The organism is Actinomycetospora sp. CA-084318 (assembly GCF_050955885.1).
Lineage (GTDB): Bacteria > Actinomycetota > Actinomycetes > Mycobacteriales > Pseudonocardiaceae > Actinomycetospora.
Genome location: NZ_CP192098.1, coordinates 3,192,417 through 3,210,882 on the forward strand (window position 1 = coordinate 3,192,417; position 18,466 = coordinate 3,210,882).

The 18,466-nt window shown below is 74.2% G+C and carries 16 protein-coding genes; 5 read left to right on the plus strand and 11 right to left on the minus strand.

Annotated elements, in window-relative coordinates; genetic code table 11:
• Positions 1 to 5 precede the first annotated feature (5 nt).
• Both ACQPYX_RS15635 and ACQPYX_RS15640 read left to right on the plus strand, forming a co-directional pair.
• The gene (locus ACQPYX_RS15635) at positions 6 to 3,050 is read left to right on the plus strand and encodes a bifunctional [glutamine synthetase] adenylyltransferase/[glutamine synthetase]-adenylyl-L-tyrosine phosphorylase (protein WP_433798268.1); all 3,045 of its coding nucleotides are present in this window, start codon (positions 6 to 8) and stop codon (positions 3,048 to 3,050) included.
• Positions 3,051 to 4,460 (plus strand): pyridoxal phosphate-dependent decarboxylase family protein, encoded by a 1,410-nt coding sequence (locus ACQPYX_RS15640; RefSeq protein WP_433798269.1) that lies wholly within the window; start codon positions 3,051 to 3,053, stop codon positions 4,458 to 4,460.
• Here the strand turns inward: ACQPYX_RS15640 and ACQPYX_RS15645 are convergent.
• The 3 genes from ACQPYX_RS15645 to ACQPYX_RS15655 all read right to left on the minus strand — a co-directional run bounded on the left by ACQPYX_RS15645 (position 4,423) and on the right by ACQPYX_RS15655 (position 8,408).
• A complete protein-coding gene (locus ACQPYX_RS15645; RefSeq protein ID WP_433798270.1) occupies positions 4,423 to 4,980 on the minus strand; it encodes a Uma2 family endonuclease in 558 nt (185 codons plus the stop codon). The genes ACQPYX_RS15640 and ACQPYX_RS15645 overlap by 38 nt on opposite strands.
• 203 nt (positions 4,981 to 5,183) lie before the next feature.
• Positions 5,184 to 6,557 carry a trypsin-like peptidase domain-containing protein gene (locus ACQPYX_RS15650; protein WP_433798271.1) on the minus strand — a complete coding sequence of 458 codons (1,374 nt, stop codon included), beginning with the start codon at positions 6,555 to 6,557 and terminating at the stop codon, positions 5,184 to 5,186.
• Between the two features lie 207 nt (positions 6,558 to 6,764).
• The gene (locus ACQPYX_RS15655) at positions 6,765 to 8,408 is read right to left on the minus strand and encodes a trypsin-like peptidase domain-containing protein (protein WP_433798272.1); all 1,644 of its coding nucleotides are present in this window, start codon (positions 8,406 to 8,408) and stop codon (positions 6,765 to 6,767) included.
• Positions 8,409 to 8,648: 240 nt separating this feature from the next.
• Between ACQPYX_RS15655 and ACQPYX_RS15660 the strand changes: the two genes are divergently transcribed.
• Positions 8,649 to 8,969 (plus strand): hypothetical protein, encoded by a 321-nt coding sequence (locus ACQPYX_RS15660; RefSeq protein WP_230759129.1) that lies wholly within the window; start codon positions 8,649 to 8,651, stop codon positions 8,967 to 8,969.
• Positions 8,970 to 9,049: 80 nt separating this feature from the next.
• On the opposite strand, the gene glnA is transcribed toward ACQPYX_RS15660, so the two are convergent.
• Positions 9,050 to 10,501: a type I glutamate--ammonia ligase gene (gene glnA, locus ACQPYX_RS15665; RefSeq protein WP_433803725.1), complete on the minus strand. Its 1,452-nt coding sequence runs from the start codon at positions 10,499 to 10,501 to the stop codon at positions 9,050 to 9,052.
• Positions 10,502 to 10,812: 311 nt separating this feature from the next.
• On the opposite strand from glnA, the gene ACQPYX_RS15670 reads away from it, so the two are divergent.
• Positions 10,813 to 11,268 (plus strand): RDD family protein, encoded by a 456-nt coding sequence (locus ACQPYX_RS15670; protein WP_433798273.1) that lies wholly within the window; start codon positions 10,813 to 10,815, stop codon positions 11,266 to 11,268.
• A 27-nt stretch (positions 11,269 to 11,295) separates the two neighbouring features.
• On the opposite strand, the gene ACQPYX_RS15675 is transcribed toward ACQPYX_RS15670, so the two are convergent.
• Positions 11,296 to 12,039, minus strand: coding sequence for a DUF4191 domain-containing protein (locus tag ACQPYX_RS15675; protein ID WP_433798274.1), 744 nt, complete (start codon positions 12,037 to 12,039; stop codon positions 11,296 to 11,298).
• Between the two features lie 25 nt (positions 12,040 to 12,064).
• Positions 12,065 to 13,087, minus strand: a complete 1,023-nt coding sequence (gene lipA / locus ACQPYX_RS15680) for a lipoyl synthase (protein WP_433798275.1) — start codon at positions 13,085 to 13,087, stop codon at positions 12,065 to 12,067.
• Positions 13,088 to 13,131: 44 nt separating this feature from the next.
• On the opposite strand from lipA, the gene ACQPYX_RS15685 reads away from it, so the two are divergent.
• The gene (locus tag ACQPYX_RS15685; RefSeq protein ID WP_433798276.1) at positions 13,132 to 14,055 is read left to right on the plus strand and encodes an LLM class F420-dependent oxidoreductase; all 924 of its coding nucleotides are present in this window, start codon (positions 13,132 to 13,134) and stop codon (positions 14,053 to 14,055) included.
• Between the two features lie 13 nt (positions 14,056 to 14,068).
• Here ACQPYX_RS15685 and ACQPYX_RS15690 read toward each other — a convergent pair whose 3' ends face one another.
• The 5 genes from ACQPYX_RS15690 to ACQPYX_RS15710 form a co-directional block, all read right to left on the minus strand.
• Positions 14,069 to 14,758: a CAP domain-containing protein gene (locus ACQPYX_RS15690; RefSeq protein ID WP_433798277.1), complete on the minus strand. Its 690-nt coding sequence runs from the start codon at positions 14,756 to 14,758 to the stop codon at positions 14,069 to 14,071.
• Positions 14,759 to 14,907: 149 nt separating this feature from the next.
• Complete coding sequence (locus ACQPYX_RS15695; RefSeq protein ID WP_433798278.1) at positions 14,908 to 15,438, minus strand: CAP domain-containing protein; 531 nt, start codon at positions 15,436 to 15,438, stop codon at positions 14,908 to 14,910.
• A 60-nt stretch (positions 15,439 to 15,498) separates the two neighbouring features.
• Positions 15,499 to 16,233 carry a lipoyl(octanoyl) transferase LipB gene (gene lipB / locus ACQPYX_RS15700; RefSeq protein ID WP_433798279.1) on the minus strand — a complete coding sequence of 245 codons (735 nt, stop codon included), beginning with the start codon at positions 16,231 to 16,233 and terminating at the stop codon, positions 15,499 to 15,501.
• A 102-nt stretch (positions 16,234 to 16,335) separates the two neighbouring features.
• Complete coding sequence (locus ACQPYX_RS15705; RefSeq protein WP_433798280.1) at positions 16,336 to 17,574, minus strand: NAD(P)/FAD-dependent oxidoreductase; 1,239 nt, start codon at positions 17,572 to 17,574, stop codon at positions 16,336 to 16,338.
• Positions 17,571 to 18,458, minus strand: a complete 888-nt coding sequence (locus tag ACQPYX_RS15710; RefSeq protein ID WP_433803726.1) for a TIGR01777 family oxidoreductase — start codon at positions 18,456 to 18,458, stop codon at positions 17,571 to 17,573. Before ACQPYX_RS15710 ends, ACQPYX_RS15705 begins: the two co-directional genes overlap by 4 nt.
• Positions 18,459 to 18,466 lie beyond the last annotated feature (8 nt).

Here is an 18,466-nt window from a genome sequence, read left to right on the forward strand (position 1 = left end):
CCCGGGTGACGACACCCCCCGTCGCGCGCGACCGCCGTCCTGCTCGCGCGCCGGCCCGGCTCGGCTTCACCGAGCCCGACGCCGGGCAGCGCCTGGCCGACCTGGGCTGGTGGGACGGTGACGACGCGGTGCCGGCGGCGGCGCTCGTCGTCTGGGCACTGGCGCGGGCGGCGGACCCCGACCTCGCGCTCACCGCGGTCGAGCGGCTGCGGGAGTCGCTGGGGGACGCCTGGTCGGAGCTGGAGGAGGCGCTGCGCGTCGACCAGGGGCTGCGCGGCCGCCTGTTCGGGGTGCTGGGCGGCTCGACGGCGCTGGGCGACCACCTGATCAACCAGCCCGAGCGATGGCGGCTGCTGCGCACCGTCCTCGCGCCGGGCCGGGTGCACGACACCTCCCGGATGCCCAGCGCCGAGGACCGCTGCCGGACCCATCTCGACGCGGTCGGCGCGGACGCGGACGCCGAGGCCCCGGTCGCGAACGTCACCGGCCCGGCTGCGGTGGAGCTGCTGCGGCTGGCCTGGCGCGACGACGTGCTGCTGCTCGCGGCCGCCGACCTGCAGTCGGTGTGCGAGCCGGAGCTGCCGTTCTGGCCGGTCGACGCGATCTCCGGCCAGCTCGCCGACGTCGCCGCCGCCGGCCTCGAGGCGTCGCTCGCGGTGGCCCGGGCCGAGCTCGGGGCGGAGCGGGTCGCGGGCGTGCGCCTCGGCGTGATCGGCATGGGCAAGTGCGGCGGACGCGAGCTGAACTACGTCTCCGACATCGACGTGATCTTCCTGCACGACGGTCCGGCGGACGTCGCGACCCGGCTCGCGTCGACCATGATGCGGGTGGCCACCGAGGCGTTCCTCGAGGTGGACGCGAACCTGCGCCCCGAGGGGCGGCAGGGCCAGCTGACCCGCACCCTCGACGGGCACGTGTCCTACTACCAGCGGTGGGCGCGGACCTGGGAGTTCCAGGCGCTGCTGAAGGCCCGACCGGTGGCGGGCGACCGCGAGCTCGGGCGGGAGTACTGCGAGGCCCTCGCGCCGATGGTGTGGAGCGCCGCCGAGCGGGACGACTTCGTCGCCGACGTCCGGGCCATGCGCAAGCGGGTCGAGGACCACATCCGCCACGACGTCGCCGACCGCGAGCTCAAGCTCGGCCGCGGCGGGCTGCGCGACGTCGAGTTCGCCGTGCAGCTGCTGCAGCTCGTGCACGGCCGCGGCGACGAGTCGCTGCGCGGGCAGAACACCCTGGAGACGCTCGCGGCGCTCGGCGAGGGCGGCTACATCGGCCGCGACGACGCCGCGAACCTCGCCGCCTCCTACCGGTTCCTGCGGATGCTGGAGCACCGGGTGCAGCTGCAGAAGCTGCGCCGGACCCACCTGTTCCCCTCCGACGACGACACCGCGGGCCTGCGCTGGCTCGCGCGCGCGGCGAAGCTGCGCGCCGACGGCCGCCGGGACGCGGTGGGGGTGCTGCAGGCCGAGCGGTCGCGCACCACCGTGCGGGTGCGGCGCCTGCACGAGAAGCTCTTCTACCGGCCGCTGCTGGAGTCGGTGGCCAAGGTCGCCGGGTCGGACCTGGTGCTCACCGAGGAGTCGGCGACCAAGCGGCTCGCCGCGCTGGGCTGGAGCTCGCCCTCGGGGGCGCTCAAGCACGTCGCGGCGCTGACGGCGGGGACGAGCCGGGCCGCCCGGATCCAGCGGGCGCTGCTGCCGGTGCTGCTCGACCAGCTCGGCCACACCGCCGACCCCGACCACGGACTCCTCGCGTACCGGAAGGTCTCCGAGGCGCTGGCGGACACACCGTGGTTCCTCGCCCTGCTGCGCGACGAGGGCCTGGCCGCGGACCGTCTGATGTACGTCCTCGGCACCTCCCGCTGGGTGGCCGAGATGATGCCGCGCTCGCCGGAGGTGCTGCGCCTGCTCGGCGGCGACGGCCCGACGGCGGAACTCGTGGCCCGCGACCCCGCCGAGGTCGCCTCGTCACTGCGGGCCGCCGTCGCCCGGCACACCGATCCGCGCTCGGCCGGCAACGTGGCCCGCTCCCTGCGGCGGGTCGAGCTGCTCCGGGTGGCGTGCGCCGACCTGCTGGGGCTGACCGACGTGGCGAGCGTCTGCACCGCGCTGACCAGCGTGTGGGCGGCCGTGCTGCAGGCCGCGCTGGACGCCGCGATCCGGGAGCGGGCCGGTGACACCCCGGCGCCCGCCACCATCGCGATCATCGGCATGGGCCGGCTCGGTGGCGGCGAGCTGGGCTACGGGTCGGACGCCGACGTCGTGGCGGTCTGCGAGCCCACCGAGGGCGCCTCCGACCAGGAGGCGACCAGCTACGCGCGGAGCGTCGTCGAGTCGGCGATCGCGGCGCTGGGGGCGCCCAGCCCCGACCCGGCCCTCGAGGTCGACACCAAGCTGCGTCCCGAGGGGCGCAGCGGGCCGCTGGTGCGCACGCTGTCGTCGTACGCGGACTACCTGCGCCGGTGGGCGCAGACCTGGGAGTGCCAGGCGCTGCTGCGGGCCCGGCCGGTCGCGGGCGACGAGGAGCTCGGGCGGCGCTTCACCGAGATGATCGCGCCGTACCGCTACCCCGAGGGCGGGCTGCCCGACGAGCAGGCCACCGAGATCCGGCGGATGAAGGCGCGGGTGGACGCCGAGCGGCTCCCGCGCGGCGCGGACCGGGCGCTGCACACGAAGCTCGGCACCGGCGGCCTCGCCGACGTCGAGTGGACGGTGCAGCTGCTGCAGCTCCAGCACGCCGGCGCGGTGCCGGAGCTCCGGACGCCCTCGACGCTGGACGCGCTGCACGCGCTGCAGGCCGCCGACCTGCTCTCCGCGTCCGACGCCGCGGAGCTCGCGGCGGGCTGGACGACGGCGACGCGGGCCCGGGGGGTCGCCACGCTCGTGCGCGGGAAGCCGACCGACCAGCTGCCGCGCTCCGGTCGCGAGCTCGCCGGGATCGCCTCGGCGCTGGGCTTCCCCGAGGACGACCCGGGGGAGTGCGTCGACGAGTACCGCCGCATCACCCGGCACGCCCGCGCCGTGGTGGACCGCGTGTTCTCGGCGGTCTGAGTGGACGGGTACGGCCCGGCGCTCGACGTCGCGCGCGGATTCGCCGACCGGTGGCTCGCGTCGCTGCCCACGCGGCCGGTCGGGGTCCCGGCCGACCCCGAGGCCCTGCGGGAGCGGCTCGGGGACCTTCCCGACGACGGCTCCGACGCGGTCGGGGTGCTCGAGGACCTGACCGCGGCCCTCGAGCCGGGCCTCGTCGCGAGCGGCGGCCCCCGGTACTTCGGGTTCGTCACGGGCGGGTCGCTGCCGGTCGCGCTCGCGGCCGACTGGGTGGTGTCGGCCACCGACCAGGACGCGGCCGTGGCGGTGATGTCGCCGGGCGCGGCCGTGGTCGAGGAGGTGGCCGGGCGCTGGGCGCTCGAGCTGCTGGGGCTGCCGAGGGACGCGGCCGTGGGCTTCGCGACCGGCGCGCAGACCGCGAACATCGCCTGCCTGGCCGCGGCCCGGCACGCCCTGCTGGCCGCCGCCGGGTGGGACGTCGAGGCCGAGGGGCTGGCCGGCGCGCCGGCCGTCACGGTCCTGCTCGGTGCCGGGGCGCACGCGACCGTGGTGCAGGCGCTGAAGCTGCTCGGGTTCGGGTCCCGGCACGCCGTGCGGGTGCCGGTCGACGGGCAGGGACGGATGCGGCCCGCCGCCCTGGGCGCGGCGCTGGAGGCCGTGCCGGGTCCGGTGCTCGTGTGCGCCCAGGCGGGGCAGGTGAACACCGGGGCGTGCGACCCGCTGGACGGGATCGCCGCGGTCCTCGCCGGCCGGGACGACACCTGGCTGCACGTCGACGGGGCGTTCGGGCTCTGGGCGGCGGCGTCCACGACCCGACGCCACCTCGTCGCCGGGGCGGACCGGGCCGACTCGTGGGCCGTCGACGGGCACAAGTGGCTGAACGTGCCCTACGACTCGGCGCTCGCCGTCGTCCGCGACCGGGCCGCGATGGTCCGGGCCCTGTCGGTGTCGTCGCCGTACCTGCCACTGGGCGAGCTCGACCCGTCCGCCCGCACCCTGGAGAACTCGCGGCGACCCCGCGGGGTGCCGGTGTACGCGGCGCTGCGCGCCCTGGGCCGGGCCGGTGTCGCCGACCTCGTCGACCGCTGCTGCGACCTCGCGGCCCGGGCGGCCGACCGGTTCGCGGCCGGCGGGGTGGAGGTGGTCAACGACGTGGTGCTCAACCAGGTCCTGCTCCGCGTGCCCGGGGTGGACGTCGCCGACCTCGCGCGGGCGGTCGCGGTGGACGGGACCTGCTGGGTCGGCACCACGGTGTGGGAGGAGGTCCCGGCGCTGCGGTTCTCGGTGTCGAACTGGTCGACATCCGCCGAGGACGTCGACCGCTCCGTCGACCGCATCCTGGCGCTGCGGGACCAGCTCGTGGGACAACCGGTCAGCGCGCGAGGTGCGGCAGGTCCAGCCTCGCGGTGAACGGCTCGGCGATCTCGACGACGGGTCCGCGCGCGACCTCGCGGTACGCGCCGTCGACCAGCTCGTGCAGGTGCCCCGCCGGCCCCTCCTGCTCGACCCGCAGGTACCACCGGATGCCCGCCTCGGCGTAGAGGTGGGGCTTGAGCACCCGGTCGTGCGCGGCGTTCCCGGGGCTGACGATCTCGACCACGAGCACGACGTCGCCGGCGTCGTTGACGACGGCGTGGCGGTCGAGGTCTGCGATCACCGCGACGTCCGGGATCACCAGTCGGTCGACGGTCAGCCTGACATTCGGCTCCGGGAGCACGCTCAGGGACGTGGGCGCGGCGGCGTCGAGAGCGGCGCCGATGCGGAGGAGCAGTCGCTGGTGCGGGTTCGACGCCCGTGGACTCATCACGAGGACGCCGTCCACGAGCTCGACGTTCGGGCTCTCGGGAAGTGCGAGCCAGTCCTGTTCGGTCCAGGGCGCGGAATGATCGAGGAAGCCGCCGGGTGCCTCCTGGTGCTGCGGTGCGGCCACGGTGCGCCTCCTCGGTGCTGGTGGTCCGTGACGGTCATGGTCGCACCGTGGCAGCGACCCCCGACAGCCTCGGGCGCCGTCAGTGCGAGGTGTACGCCACGCAGGTCCGGCGGCCGCGGATCCTGCCCGGTGCACTTCTCGCGGGGGCGGCTCACGACGAACGGCCGGCCGCGGGAACGCGGCCGGCCGTCGGGTCGGGGAGCTCAGCGGTCCTCGGGCGTCCGCTGGACGACCGGCGACTCCTCGGGGCGCGGGGCGGGCACCGTGCCCCACGGCGGGGTCGCGAACGGGGCGACCGGACCGGCCGTCGGGAAGGGCCCGCTCGGGTGCCCGGCGGGGAAGCCCGCGGGCGGGAACGAGCCGACCGGCCCCGTCGTCGGGAAGGCCCCGGTCGGGACGGTCCGGCGGCGGGAGCGGCGGACCAGGAGGACCGTGGTGAGGGCGCCGCCGGAGAGCAGCACGAGCAGGCCGACGCCGCCGCCGACGAGCAGCAGGGTCCGGGTGCGCCGTTCACCGGCGTCGCCGTCCGCCGCGTAGGCCTGCTGGGCGGCCGTGAGCTGCTTCGCCGCCTGGGCGTGGTCCGGGCGCAGGCGGGTGACGTCGGCGAACGCCACCATCGCGTCCGCGTTCTCGCCCGCCGCGAGGGCGTCGAGTCCGGCGCGGTAGCGCAGGTCGACCGGGCCCGGCTCGGTGCGCACCCCGTTGCGCTCGAGCATCGAGCGCAGAGTGGCGGTCGGCGCGAGGAAGTTGAAGGCCCCGGAGTCGCCGATCCCCATGCTGTTCAGGCCGACCACCCGGCCGCGGGCGTCGACCGCCGGGCCGCCGCTCATGCCCGGCGCCATGTCCGCGGTGACCTCGACGAACGGCACGCCGTCGCGGGTCTGGACGGAGCTGACGGTGCCGTCCTTCCAGCTCGGGTCGCGGCTCGGGTCCATGACCCGGTCGCGGTCGGCGGGGTAGCCGACGGCGGTGACCGGCGTGCCCGGCGTCGGGTCGCCGGCGGGAGCGAGGACCGCGGCGGGCAGGTTCTCGCCGTCGACGTCGAGCAGGGCGACGTCGCCGCGCTCGTTGGGCAGCGAGTCGACCACCCGGGCCTCGAGGCGCTGCTCCGGTCCGGACGCGTCGGCGCGGACCACGGTGACGTCGCGCTGCACGGGGCTGCCGGGGGCGGGCCCGCCGATGTCGTAGCGGGCGAGGATGAACGCCTCGTACTGCGCTGCGGTGCCGGTGGCGCCCGGGGAGGTGGCGACGTCGCCGGCGAGGCGGCGGCGCAGGGCGTCGGTGAGGTCGGCGGCGTCGACGCAGTGCCCGGCGGTGGCGACGTGCCCGTCGTTCGACACGAGCACCCCGGAGCAGGTGCCGGTCAGGCGCACGGTGCCGATCTCGCGGCCGGTGCCCTTCTCGCGCACCCAGCCGGTGGCGCGGGTCTGGACGTAGGTGACGGCCGGGGCCACCTCGGCGACCAGCCGCTCCCGGGGGAGGGCGGGTTCGGTCTGCGCGGCCGCGGGGCCGGCGGTGACGAGGAGGGTGCTCCCGACGACGACGCCGGTGAGCAGGGTGGTCAACGCTCGCTTCATGGCGGTGCTCGCTTCGTTCCGGGGGCCTGTCCGAGGCCCTGACCAGCAGTGACGCTGAAACTACGAAGCGCGGTCGGTCGGGGAATGCGTAGAAGCCCCCGGGTGGTCCGGGGGTTTCTGCTCGTGTCCCGCCCACGCGGACGGGCCGCCCGGCAGCAGCCGGACGGCCCGTCGTCGTGCGGGTCGATCAGGGTCGATCAGGGTCGATCAGACGAGCCCCACCCCGCAGCCGCCGCAGAAGCGGGCGCCGGCGGCGCGGGCGGCGCCGCAGTTCGGGCAGTGGCCCGGGCCGTTCGAGGTCTCCGGAGCGGGCGCCGCGGGCACCTCGGGCGCCTCGGCCACCGGCGCCGGCCAGGCCGACGGCGGGGTCGCGACGGCGACGGCGGGAGCCTCGTGCCGGTGAGCCGGAGCGGGAGCCGGAGCAGGAGCCGCAGCGGCCGGGAAGCCGACCGGCGGCGAGGCGGGCGCGGCCGGCATCGGGCCGGACTGGCCGAAGGGTGCGGCGCCGAAGCCGGTCGGGGCCTGCTGCGGGACCTGCGGGCCGTACTGCTGCTGGTGCTGCGGCGTGACCACCGGCTGCGCCAGCGGGACCTGGTAGCCGGTGGGCAGCCCGAAGCCCGGCTGGGCGAGGTTCACCTGCGGGCCGGCGGCCGCGGCGCGCCGCCTGCGGCTGACGACCACCCCGACGACACAACCACCGACGACCAGCACGAGCAGCGAGCCACCGCCGATCAGACCCCAGCCGAGCAGACCCAGGCCCGTGTCACCGAACTGGTCGTGCGCCTGCACGGCCTTGTTCTTGTAGTCCACCGCGGCCTTGTTGCCCGGGGCGAGCGCGAGGACCTGGTCGAACGCCTCGACCGCGTCGGAGTAGTAGCCCTGGTAGTACAGATCCATCCCGGTGCGGTACGCGGCGTCGACGGCGCTCGGCGCGGTCGGGACGCCGTTGCGGGCCATCATCTCGGCCAGCCGCGAGGACGGGGCGACGAAGTTGAACGAGTTGCCCTTGTCGGCGATCCCCATGCTGTTGATGCCGACGACCTGGCCCTGCTGGTTCACCGTGGGGCCGCCGCTCATGCCCTTGCCCATCTCGGCGGTGATCTCGGTGTAGGCGATGCCCTCCCGCGTCTGCTGCGAGCTGACCGAGCCCTCCTTCCAGGTCGGGGTCAGGCTCGGGTCCATCGCCCGGTCCCGCACGCCGGGGTAGCCGATCGACATGATCGGGGTCCCGGTCGCGGCGGGCCCGCCCGGCGCGACCTCCACGGTCAGCATGTTCTGCCCCTCGACCTTGAGCAGGGCGGTGTCGCCGTTGGCGAAGGGCTGGAAGTCCACGACCTTCGCGGCCATCGGCGTGGCGCCGGGGCCGGAGGTGGCGGGCAGGGCCGTCACGGTGATGCCCGGGGCGGCGGAGCCGGTCCCGTCGACGAAGACCCAGCTCTGGAGCTCGGAGTAGACCGCGGTGGCGTCGGCGCCGTAGTCCTGCGCGTAGCTCTCGGCGGCCATCACGCGGGCCTGGTCGGCCATGATGGCCGGGTCGACGCAGTGGCCGGCGGTGGCGATCCAGCCGTCCGAGCCGACGGTGAACCCGGTGCAGCTGAGCTGGAACGACGGGATGCGGAAGTAGCTGCCGGTGGTCGTGTCGACCAGCAGGCCCTCGGCCGAGGTGATCTCGAGCTGGTCGACGGCGGGGAGGACCTCACCGCTGACCCGTTCGGCGATCGGCGCCCGGGTCGGATCGGGGCCACCTCCGCCATCCTGGGCCAGGGCTGGGGGAGCGGTGGCGAGCAGCGCGGCCCCGGCGACCGCGACGGTGGCGAGGGCGGACTTCCAGGAGGGACGGCGAGTGCGCATGGCAGGCTCCTCACACTGAGTGACTTCTCGGTGTCCGGTGAGCGGGTGCTTCACCTGTGTGGACTGCCATAGAGTCACACAGCGTGTGTATCAGGGCAAGCACGTGGCGGCGGATTCGCAGATTTATGTCGAAGATTGACTCTTCTCGCGCCTCACTGTCACGCTCCGTCGATCACTACGGCGGGTGACGTGGGCGGGTCGGCTGGCGCGAGGGCCGGACGAGGCGTCATCATCGAACACGTGTTCGAGGAGCGTGGGCCGGCGCAGCGGCGCAACGACCGCTCGGGCGCCCTGCAGCGCACCGAGGTCCGCCGGGTGTGGGTGGACCTCGCCGTGGCCTACCCGCGCCCGACCGGTCGGCCGCCCCGCCCGGTGCCCGACGGGGTGGACCTGCAGAGCCGCGTCCCGGGCGAGCTCCTCGGCTGGCGCCGGACGACGACGGGGGAGTGGGTCGGGTGGGTCTGCGTCCCGATCAGTCAGGGCGAAGAGATCCGCTACGTCTACCAGTACGTCGCGGCGGCGGCGCTCTCCCCGCGGGAGGACCTGCGCGACCGGCGGTAGGACTCGTCGTCGGGAAGGCCCGGGAGCGCAGAACGGCCCGGCCCCCGCGGGGGAGCCGGGCCGATCAGGCGATCAAGCGATCAGCAGTTGTAGTACAGCTCGAACTCGTACGGGTGCGGACGCAGCCGCAGGCCCGTGACGTCGTCGCGCTTGAGCTCGATCCACTTCTCGATCAGGTCGGAGGTGAACACGCCGCCCTCGAGCAGGTAGTCGTGGTCGGCCTCGAGGTTGTTCACCGCGGCGTCGAGGCTGGCCGGCACCTGCGCGATGTTGGCGGCCTCCTCCGGCGGGAGCTCGTAGAGGTCCTTGTCGACCGGCGTCGGCGGCTCGATCTTGTTCCGGATGCCGTCGAGGCCCGCCATCATCATGGCCGCGAACGACAGGTACGGGTTGCCCGACGAGTCCGGGCAGCGGAACTCGAGGCGCTTGGCCTTCGGGTTGTTGCCGGTGATCGGGATGCGCACGCAGGCCGAGCGGTTGCGGTTCGAGTAGACCAGGTTGATCGGGGCCTCGAAGCCGGGCACCAGGCGGTGGTAGGAGTTCGCGGTGGCGTTGGTGAACGCCACGAGCGAGGGCGCGTGGTGCAGGATGCCGCCGATGTAGTGGCGGGCGAGGTCCGAGAGCCCGGCGTAGCCGTTCTCGTCGTAGAACAGCGGCTCGCCGCCCTTGAACAGCGACTGGTGGCAGTGCATGCCCGAGCCGTTGTCGCCGGCGATCGGCTTCGGCATGAAGGTGACGGTCTTGCCCGCCTGCCACGCCGTGTTCTTGACGATGTACTTGAACAGCTGCAGGTCGTCCGCGGCGTGCAGCAGCGTGTTGAACTTGTAGTTGATCTCGGCCTGGCCGCCGGTGCCGACCTCGTGGTGCAGCTTCTCGAGCTCGAAGCCGGCGTTGGTGAGGTTGGTGCCGATCGCGGCGCGCAGGTCCGAGGTCTGGTCGGTCGGCTCGACCGGGAAGTAGCCGCCCTTGGGCTTGATCTTGTAGCCCTTGTTGCCGCCGACCTCGTCGCGGCCGGTGTTCCAGGCGCCCTCGATCGAGTCGACGGCGTAGAACTGGGTGCGCATCGAGGACTCGTAGCGGACCTCGTCGAAGATGTAGAACTCGGCCTCGGGGCCGAAGAAGCACGTGTCGGCGACGTCGACCGTCGACAGGAAGTTCTCCGCCTTGCGGGCCACGTTCCGCGGGTCGCGGCTGTACGCCTCGAGCGTCAGCGGGTCGTGGACGAAGAAGTTCATGTTCAGGGTCTTCTGGGCCCGGAACGGGTCGATCCGCGCGGTCGCCACGTCGGGCAGCAGCGTCATGTCCGACTCGTTGATGGTCTGGAACCCGGTGACCGACGAGCCGTCGAAGGCGAGACCGTCCTCGAAGACGGCGTCGCTGAACTCCGAGGCGGGCACGGTGAAGTGCTGCATCTGGCCGGGGAGGTCGCAGAACCGGACGTCGACGTACTGCACCCCCTCGTCGGAGATGTACTTGAAGACCTCGTCCTTGTTGCCGAACACTCTCGCTGGCTCCTTCTCTGGCACTGTCATCACGGCCGAGCGATCCCCGCCCGGCCGGGATCGCCTCACCGTTTCAGGTGACCCGGACGCTAGGCGGCGGACGTTTCTCGCTCGTCGCACCGGTGTTTCACAGCAGTTAACGGGCACGTGTCACATCTCGCCCGCTCCCCGGGGGCACGATCGGCCACACTGCCGTGACGCGCCCCGACATCGCGGCACCGTAGCCTGTCAGAGTGTCCTGGTTTCGTGAATGGCTCACCGACGACGGGCCTGATCGGGCGTCGAGTGGTGGTCCGGAAGGTCGGGAACGTCCGGATCGACCGGCGCGCGGGGCACGTGACGTGGCGGGCACTGGGCCGAACGGGCGTCCCTCGTCGGTGCGCGGCGCGACCCGCGCGGACGATCCCGACGACGGGTATCCGGGCCGGGACCTCGGGCTCCCCGAGACGGGGCCCGGGTCGGCCGCGAGCGCGCCGCTGCGGCTCGGTCAGTTCCTGCTCGACCTGCTCGTCGGTGGCCTCGTGGCCGCGGCGATCAGCTTCCCGGCGCCCGCCTCGCTGAGCCTCGCGGTGTGGGCGGTCCTGGTGACGGTCCCGGTCGCGGTGATCGGGCAGACGCCCGCCATGGTGGTCACCGGGATGCGGGTGCTGCGCGTCGACGGGGTCGAGCGGGTGGGGCTGTGGGCCCTCGCACGCACCGTGTCGCTGTTCTTCATCGTGCCCGCGGCGATCATGGACCGGGACGGCCGCGGCCTGCACGACCGCGTCAGCCGCACCGTGGTGGTGCGCACCCGCTGACCCGGCCCAGCCCGTCGTCGGGAACGGTCAGCGGCGGCGGACCGTGCGCTGCATGCCCTTCATCTGCGCACCCTTGGGCACCGGGCCCTTCGGCATGGCCGGCCCGCCGCGCCCGGCGATCGCCGCCAGGCGCTTCTCCAGGGTGTCCATCTGGGTGCGGTCGATGTTGCGGGGGAGCTTCGCCATGTGGCGCTGCAGCTTGGCGAGGGTGACCTCGCCCTCGGCGTTGCCGACCGCGACCTCGTAGATCGGCACCTGCCCGGCGACGCGCGCGACCTTCTTCTTCTCCTGCGCGAGCAGGCCCTTCGTGCGGTGCGAGGCGCCCTCGGCCACGAGGATCACTCCCGGGCGCCCGATGACGCGGTGCACCACGTCGAGCTGGGTGGTGCCGGCCACGGCCTGCGTGACCCGCCACGGGCCGCGCATGTTGTCCAGCGCCCACCCGGCGGCCCCGGGCTGCCCGTCGGCCTTGGCGTAGACGTTGTTCTGCACGCGGCGCCCGAACACGATCATCGCCACGGCGAGGCCGAGGATGACCCCGATCGGCACCAGGTACCAGGACTGCCCGAGCAGCAGCCCGATGACCAGGAAGATCAGGGCGGTCACGACGACGGAGCCGATCATCAGCGGCAGGAGGAGCTTGTCCTCCTTGCGCTGCATCTGGAACGCCTGCCAGATCTGCGACCAGCGCTGCTTGCGGGCCGCGCGCGCAGCCTGCTTGGCGGCCTTCTTCTCTTCCTTGGTCGCCTTACCGGCAGTGCCCTTGGCCATGTTCACCATTCTGCCGGATGCACACCTACGCGCGGCGCGCGAGGACCGATCCGACCTCCTGGCGCGCCTCGCCCTCGGCGGCCAGCTCCTCCATGCCCTTGGGCAGCGCCTCGCCGCGGTGCAGCTTCGCCTGCGCGTAGAGCCGGCCCGCGCGGTACGACGAGCGCACCAGCGGGCCCGCCATCACGCCGGCGATGCCCATCTCCAGGGCGGCGTCGCGGTGCTCCACGAACTCCTCGGGCTTCACCCAGCGCTCCACCGGGTGGTGGCGCAGCGACGGGCGCAGGTACTGGGTGAGGGTGAGCAGGTCGCACCCGGCGTCGTGCAGGTCCTGCATCGCCGCCGTGACCTCCTCGGGGGTCTCGCCCATGCCGAGGATGAGGTTGGACTTCGTGACGAGGCCCGCGGCGCGCGCCTTGCGGATCACGTCGAGCGAGCGCTCGTAGCGGAACGCCGGACGGATGCGGCGGAAGATGCGCGGCACGGTCTCGAGGTTGTGCGCGAGCACCTCGGGGGCGGCGTCGAAGACCGGGTCGAGCTGGTCGTCCCGGTCGTCGAAGTCGGGGATCAGCAGCTCGACGCCCGTGCCGGGGTTCAGCGCGTGGACCTGGCGCACGGTCTCGGCGTAGAGCCAGGACCCGCCGTCGTCGAGGTCGTCGCGGGCGACACCGGTGATCGTCGAGTAGCGCAGCCCCATCTGGCGCACCGACTCGGCGACCTTGCGCGGCTCGTCGCGGTCCAGCGGCGAGGGCTTCCCGGTGTCGATCTGGCAGAAGTCGCACCGCCGGGTGCACTGCTCGCCGCCGATGAGGAAGGTGGCCTCGCGGTCCTCCCAGCACTCGTAGATGTTGGGGCAGCCCGCCTCCTCGCACACCGTGGCGAGGCCGGCGCTGCGCACCATGCCCTTGAGCTCGGAGAAGTTCGGGCCGGTCTGCACCCGCGTGCGGATCCAGTCGGGCTTGCGCTCGATGGGCGTCTGCGAGTTGCGGACCTCGAGGCGGAGCAGCTTGCGTCCGGCCGGGGCTCCTGCGTCAGCGCTCGTCGTCACGGGTACCAGGCTACGCCCGCTCCCCCGTTAGGCTGATCAACGTTATGGACCTCCGGATCTTCACCGAACCGCAGCAGGGCGCCACGTACGACGACCTGCTCCGCGTCGCCCGGTGCGCGGAGGACTGCCGCTTCGACGCGTTCTTCCGCTCCGACCACTTCCTCGCCATGAACGGCTCGACCGGCCTGCCCGGACCGACCGACGCGTGGGTGACCCTCGGTGCCCTCGCCCGCGAGACCTCCACGATCCGGCTCGGCACGATCATGACGTCGATCACCTTCCGGCTGCCCGGGCCGCTCGGCGTCGCCGTGTCCCAGGTCGACCAGATGTCCGGCGGCCGGATCGAGCTCGGCATCGGCACCGGCTGGTACGAGGCCGAGCACCACGCGTACGGGATCCCGTTCCCGACGACGGGCGACCGGTTCGACATGCTCGCCGAGCAGCTCGAGGTGCTCACCGGGGCGTGGGGCACGCCGGTGGGGCAGGGCTACACCTTCCACGGCGAGCACTACCGGTTCACCGAGAGCCCCGGGCTGCCCAAGCCGCTGCAGGAGCCGCACCCGCCGATCATCGTGGGCGGGACCGGGCACCGGCGGACGCCCGCCCTGGCGGCGCGCTTCGCCGACGAGGTCAACGTGCCGTTCGCCTCGGTGGACCAGGTGGCCGCGCAGTACGACCGGGTGCGCGAGGCGTGCGCGGCGATCGGGCGCGACCCCGCGACGCTGCGCCGGTCCACCGCCCAGGTGCTGTGCGCCGGGGCGACCGAGGCGGACGTCGTCCGACGCGCCGCGGCGATCGGGCGGGAGCCCGACGAACTCCGCGCCCACGGCATCGCGGGGACCGCCGGTGAACTCGCGGCCCGGCTGGACGAGTTCGCCGCGGTCGGCGTGCAGCGGGTCTACCTGCAGGTGCTGGACCTGTCCGACCTCGAGCACCTGCAGTTCGTGGCGCAGGAGTGCGGCCTGTGAGGGCTCCCGGGCCTCAGCGCCCGAACTCCTGCACCCAGTAGTCCTGCGCCTCGCCCACGCCGAGCGTGCGGAAGGAGCAGTCGAGGATGTTGCGGCGGTGGCCGGGGGAGTTCATCCAGTCGTCCATGACCTCGTCGGCACTGGTCTGGCCCTGCGCGATGTTCTCGCCGCCCGGGTCGTCGTAGCCCGCGGCCCGCACCCGGTCGGAGAAGCTCGAGCCGTCGGGGCCGGTGTGCGAGAACGTGCCGGTGCGCGCCATGAGCGCCGCGTAGTCCGCGGCGGCCCGGTCCAGGGCGGCGTTGCCCGCGACCGTGCCGCACCCCGCCTTCGCCCGCTCCGCGTTGACGAGGGCGAGGACCCGGCCGGTCGGCCCGCTCCCGGTCCCGACGACGGCCGCGGCGGCCCGGGTGGTCGAGCGGCGGGTGGTCGTGGTGGTCGTCGTGGTGGTGGTCGTGCTCGAGGCGGTGGTGCTGGTCGTGGGGGCCGATGCCGCGGCGGGGAGGGGCGGCAGGGCGAGGGGGACCGGGGCCGGGAGCGCGGGCAGCGCGGCGACCGCGCCGGCGTCGCGCACCGCGGTGTCGCCCGCCCAGGGGCGCAGGGTGAGCACGGCGGCGAGCAGGCCGAGCACGACGGCCGCGGCACCGACGCCCAGGGCGAGCCGGGTGCGGCGGCGGGGGTCGTGCTCGAAGCGATGGAGGCCCACGCGACGAACCTGGCAGGGCGGTCAGGTCACGGGAAGGTCACGGGCGGGTTCGGCGGCGAACGGCCGGTCGGGGCGGAGCGGTCGACGAACGGTGCGGCCGTCCGGGGCAGCGGACTGCCCCGGACGGCCACCCTCCTCGTCGGGAGGATTCAGTAGCCGAAGTCCTGGACCCAGTAGTTGCGGGTCCCGGCGACACCGACGCCGATCGTGGTGAACCGGCAGTTGAGGATGTTGGCGCGGTGGCCGGCGGAGTTCATCCACGCGGTGACGACGGCCTTCGCGTCGGCCTGGCCGTAGGCGATGTTCTCGCCACCCGGGGTCGCGTAGCCGGCGGCCTTCAGGCGGTCGACGAAGCTCGACCCGTTCGCCCCGGTGTGCGAGAACGTGCCGGTCCGCGCCATCCACTCCGCATGGCCCTGGGCGGCCGTGTCGATCCGGGTGTCGCGGACGAGGGCCTTGCAGCCCGCCTGCTGGCGCTGCTGGTTGGTGAGCGACACGACCTGGGAGAGCCAGGTCGCCTGGGTGGGGGTCACCGCGGCGGACGCGGCCGGCGCGAGGAACGTGAGTCCGGCCAGCACCAGGGCCGCGACGAGCCCGGCGCCCGCGCGGCCGCGTCGGCCTGCCGTTCGGATGTCGTCGTGGGTCATGCCCTCACGGTCGGCGGCCGGATGGACGGGCACGACGTTTCTCGTCACGATCCGCGACGAGCGGTCACTCTCCGCCGTTGACTGGCGCGAAGATTACAACATCTGGACTGGGACGTTACCCACCATCAGCGTATCCGTGACCTCCGGACGGACCACGGGATGCTCACGGACCGGTAGATCTCCCGCGAACGCGGCGAGCATGGCGTCCCGGACGGCGGAACGGACGTCGTCGATCCCGACCCGCCGACCCACCTCCGCGGTCAGGCTCGTGACGCCGGCGTCGGTGATCCCGCACGGGACGATCGCGCCGAAGGCGGTGAGGTCGGGATCGGCGTTCAGGGCGAACCCGTGCAGGGTGACGCCCCGGGCCACCCGGACCCCGATCGCGGCGATCTTGCGCTCCGGACGCCCGGCGCCCGCGGCCAGCCACACGCCGGACCGGCCGTCGACCCGCCCGGTCTCGAGGCCGTAGCTCGCGCAGACCGCGATCAGCGCCTCCTCGAGACGCCGCACGTGGTCGACCACGTCGAACGGCTGCCCGAGCTTGAGGATCGGATAGCCGACGAGCTGTCCGGGCCCGTGCCAGGTGATCCGTCCGCCGCGGTCCACGTCGACCACGGGAGTGCCGTCGGTCGGCCGGTCCTCGGGCTGTGTGCGCTTCCCGGCCGTGTAGACGCTCGGGTGCTCGAGCAGCATGAGGACGTCCGGTCCGGTGCCGTCGGCCCGCGCCGCGTGGTGGGCGCGCTGCTGGTCCCACGCGGCGGTGTACTCGACGGTGCCGAGGTCGAGCACCTCGACCGGCTCGGTGCTCGCGCGGTGGGAACCCATGTCGACGAACCTACTCCGGCTCCACCGGCCCCCGTGGCAGGAAAGCGTCGTTGCCGGCGCCCGGTGACAGCAACGACGCTTTCCTGTCGTCGAGGCAGGAAGTCACCCCAAGGACGCGAGCGCGGCCTGAGCCGTGCGCCGCCCGGACACGAGAGCGCCCTGCACCGACGGGGTGTCGCGGTGGTCACCCGCAACGAAGAGCCGGTCGCCGAGGTCCACGGGGCGGCGCAGGCCGGGCGGGGTCGGCGGGACCGTGGCGGGCAGGGCGTGCGGGATCTCGCGGGTCGCGAGGTGCTCCCAGTGCGCCGTCCCCGTGCCCCAGATGCGCTCGAGCTCGGCGCGCAGCCGCGGCTCGGGCAACGCCTCCCCGCCGAGCACGGTGGAGACCACGAGGTGGCGGTGGTCGGGGGAGTAGGACGGCACGGCGGCGGTGAGCACCATCGTGTTGACCACCGGCCCGCCGGTGCCGTCGAGGTGCAGCAGCCCCTGGCGGGTCGGCGGGCGGTCCGTGACGTGGTAGTGGCTGGTCAGGGCGAACGGCCGGGGCGCCTCGACGCGGCCGCCGAGGAGCGCGGCGGCGTCGGTGCCCTCGGTCGCGACGATCACCGCGCCGGCCCGCACCGTCCCGGCCTCCGTGGCCACGCGGCCGGGCGCGACCTCCCGGACCGGAGTGTCCAGCCGCACCGTGCCGGCCGGCAGCCGGGCCGCGAGGTGCGTCGTCATCGCGCCGATGCCGCGGCCGGGCAGGGTCAGGTTCCCGAGGGCGAAGGTGCGCCAGAACAGCGAGACCACCCGCGACGAGGTCGCGAGCTCGCCGTCGCCCAGCACCCCGGCGAGGAACGGCCGCAGGAAGCGGTCGACGTCGCCGTCGCGGAGCCCGAAGCGGGCGAGGTCGTCGGCCGCGGACCGCTCCGGCGCGGCCGCCTGGCGTTGCGGCGGGACCAGGACCGACCGGGCGGTGAAGGCGGCGATGCCGAGCTTGCCGCGCAGGGAGATCAGCCGGGTGAGCGCGGTCCGGGGCAGCCACGTCGGGCGGCGCGCGACCCGGTGCAGCACGCCGTCCTCGGTGCGCACGGCGGCGCCGGGGACGAAGGGGTGCAGGTCGAGCGCGTCGAGGTCCACGGCCGCGCGCAGCGCCGGGTAGGACGTGTTGAGGATCTGGAAGCCGCGGTCGACGAGGAAGCCGTCGACGACGTCGGTGCGCACCCGGCCGCCGACCCCGTCGGACGCCTCGCACACCAGCACCGACCGACCGGAGCGCGCCACCGTCCGCGCCGCGTTGAGGCCGGCGAGCCCGGCCCCGACGACGAGGACGTCGACCTCGTCCGGGACGGCACTCACTCCAGCACCGCGGCGAGCGCGGCCTGCACCGTCTGGTGCTGGAACGTGTAGCCCTCGCGCTCGAGCACGCCCGGGAGCACCCGCTGGCTCACCAGGACGCCCTCGTCGGCGAACTCCCCGAGGACGGCGCGCATCGCGAAGCCGGGCACGACCCACGGGGCCGGACGGTGCACCGTCGCCGCCATCACCCTGGTGAACTCGGCGTTGGTCACCGGCCCGGGGCCCGTGGCGTTGAGCGGGCCGACCACGGAGTCGTGCTCGAGGGCGTGCGTGATGGCCCCGACCTCGTCGTCGAGCGAGATCCACGGCCAGTACTGCTCGCCCGAGCCGAGCTTGCCGCCCAGCCCGAAGGTGAAGATCGGCTTGAGCCGCCCCATCAGGCCGCCGGAGTGCGAGAGGACCAGCCCGGTGCGGATCAGCACCACCCGGGCGCCGGCCTCGACCGCCGGGGCCGTCGCGTTCTCCCAGTCGCGGACGAGGTCGGCGAGGAACCCGCGGCCGCGCGCCCCGCTCTCGTCGACCGCGACCTGGCCGGTGTCGCCGTAGAACCCGACCGCCGAGCCGCTGAGCATCACCGGGATGCCGTGCGCTGCGACGGCGCGGGCGAGCACGTCGGTGGGGATGGTGCGGCTGTCGCGCAGCTCCTGCTTGTAGGCGCCCGACCAGCGCTTGTCGCCGATCCCCGCCCCGGACAGGTTGATCACCGCGTCGGCGCCGTCGAGGGCGCCGTCGTCGATCCGTCCCGACGGCGGGTCCCAGCCGCGCTCGTCGGGGGCCTGCGGGGTGCGCCGCACGAGGCGGACCACCTCGTGCCCGGCCGCGCGCAGGTGGGGGACCAGGGCGGTGCCGATGAGCCCGGACGAACCGGAGATGACGACGCGCATGACGGTGA

Bases quoted from the DNA above. Each gene is read 5' to 3' on its own strand.
- ACQPYX_RS15710 (WP_433803726.1), bottom strand. From the start codon at position 18,458: ATGCGCGTCGTCATCTCCGGTTCGTCCGGGCTCATCGGCACCGCCCTG.
- ACQPYX_RS15685 (WP_433798276.1), top strand. From the start codon at position 13,132: ATGGACCTCCGGATCTTCACCGAACCGCAGCAGGGCGCCACGTACGAC.
- glnA (WP_433803725.1), bottom strand. From the start codon at position 10,501: ATGACAGTGCCAGAGAAGGAGCCAGCGAGAGTGTTCGGCAACAAGGAC.
- lipB (WP_433798279.1), bottom strand. From the start codon at position 16,233: ATGGGTTCCCACCGCGCGAGCACCGAGCCGGTCGAGGTGCTCGACCTC.
- ACQPYX_RS15655 (WP_433798272.1), bottom strand. From the start codon at position 8,408: ATGCGCACTCGCCGTCCCTCCTGGAAGTCCGCCCTCGCCACCGTCGCG.
- ACQPYX_RS15650 (WP_433798271.1), bottom strand. From the start codon at position 6,557: ATGAAGCGAGCGTTGACCACCCTGCTCACCGGCGTCGTCGTCGGGAGC.
- ACQPYX_RS15675 (WP_433798274.1), bottom strand. From the start codon at position 12,039: ATGGCCAAGGGCACTGCCGGTAAGGCGACCAAGGAAGAGAAGAAGGCC.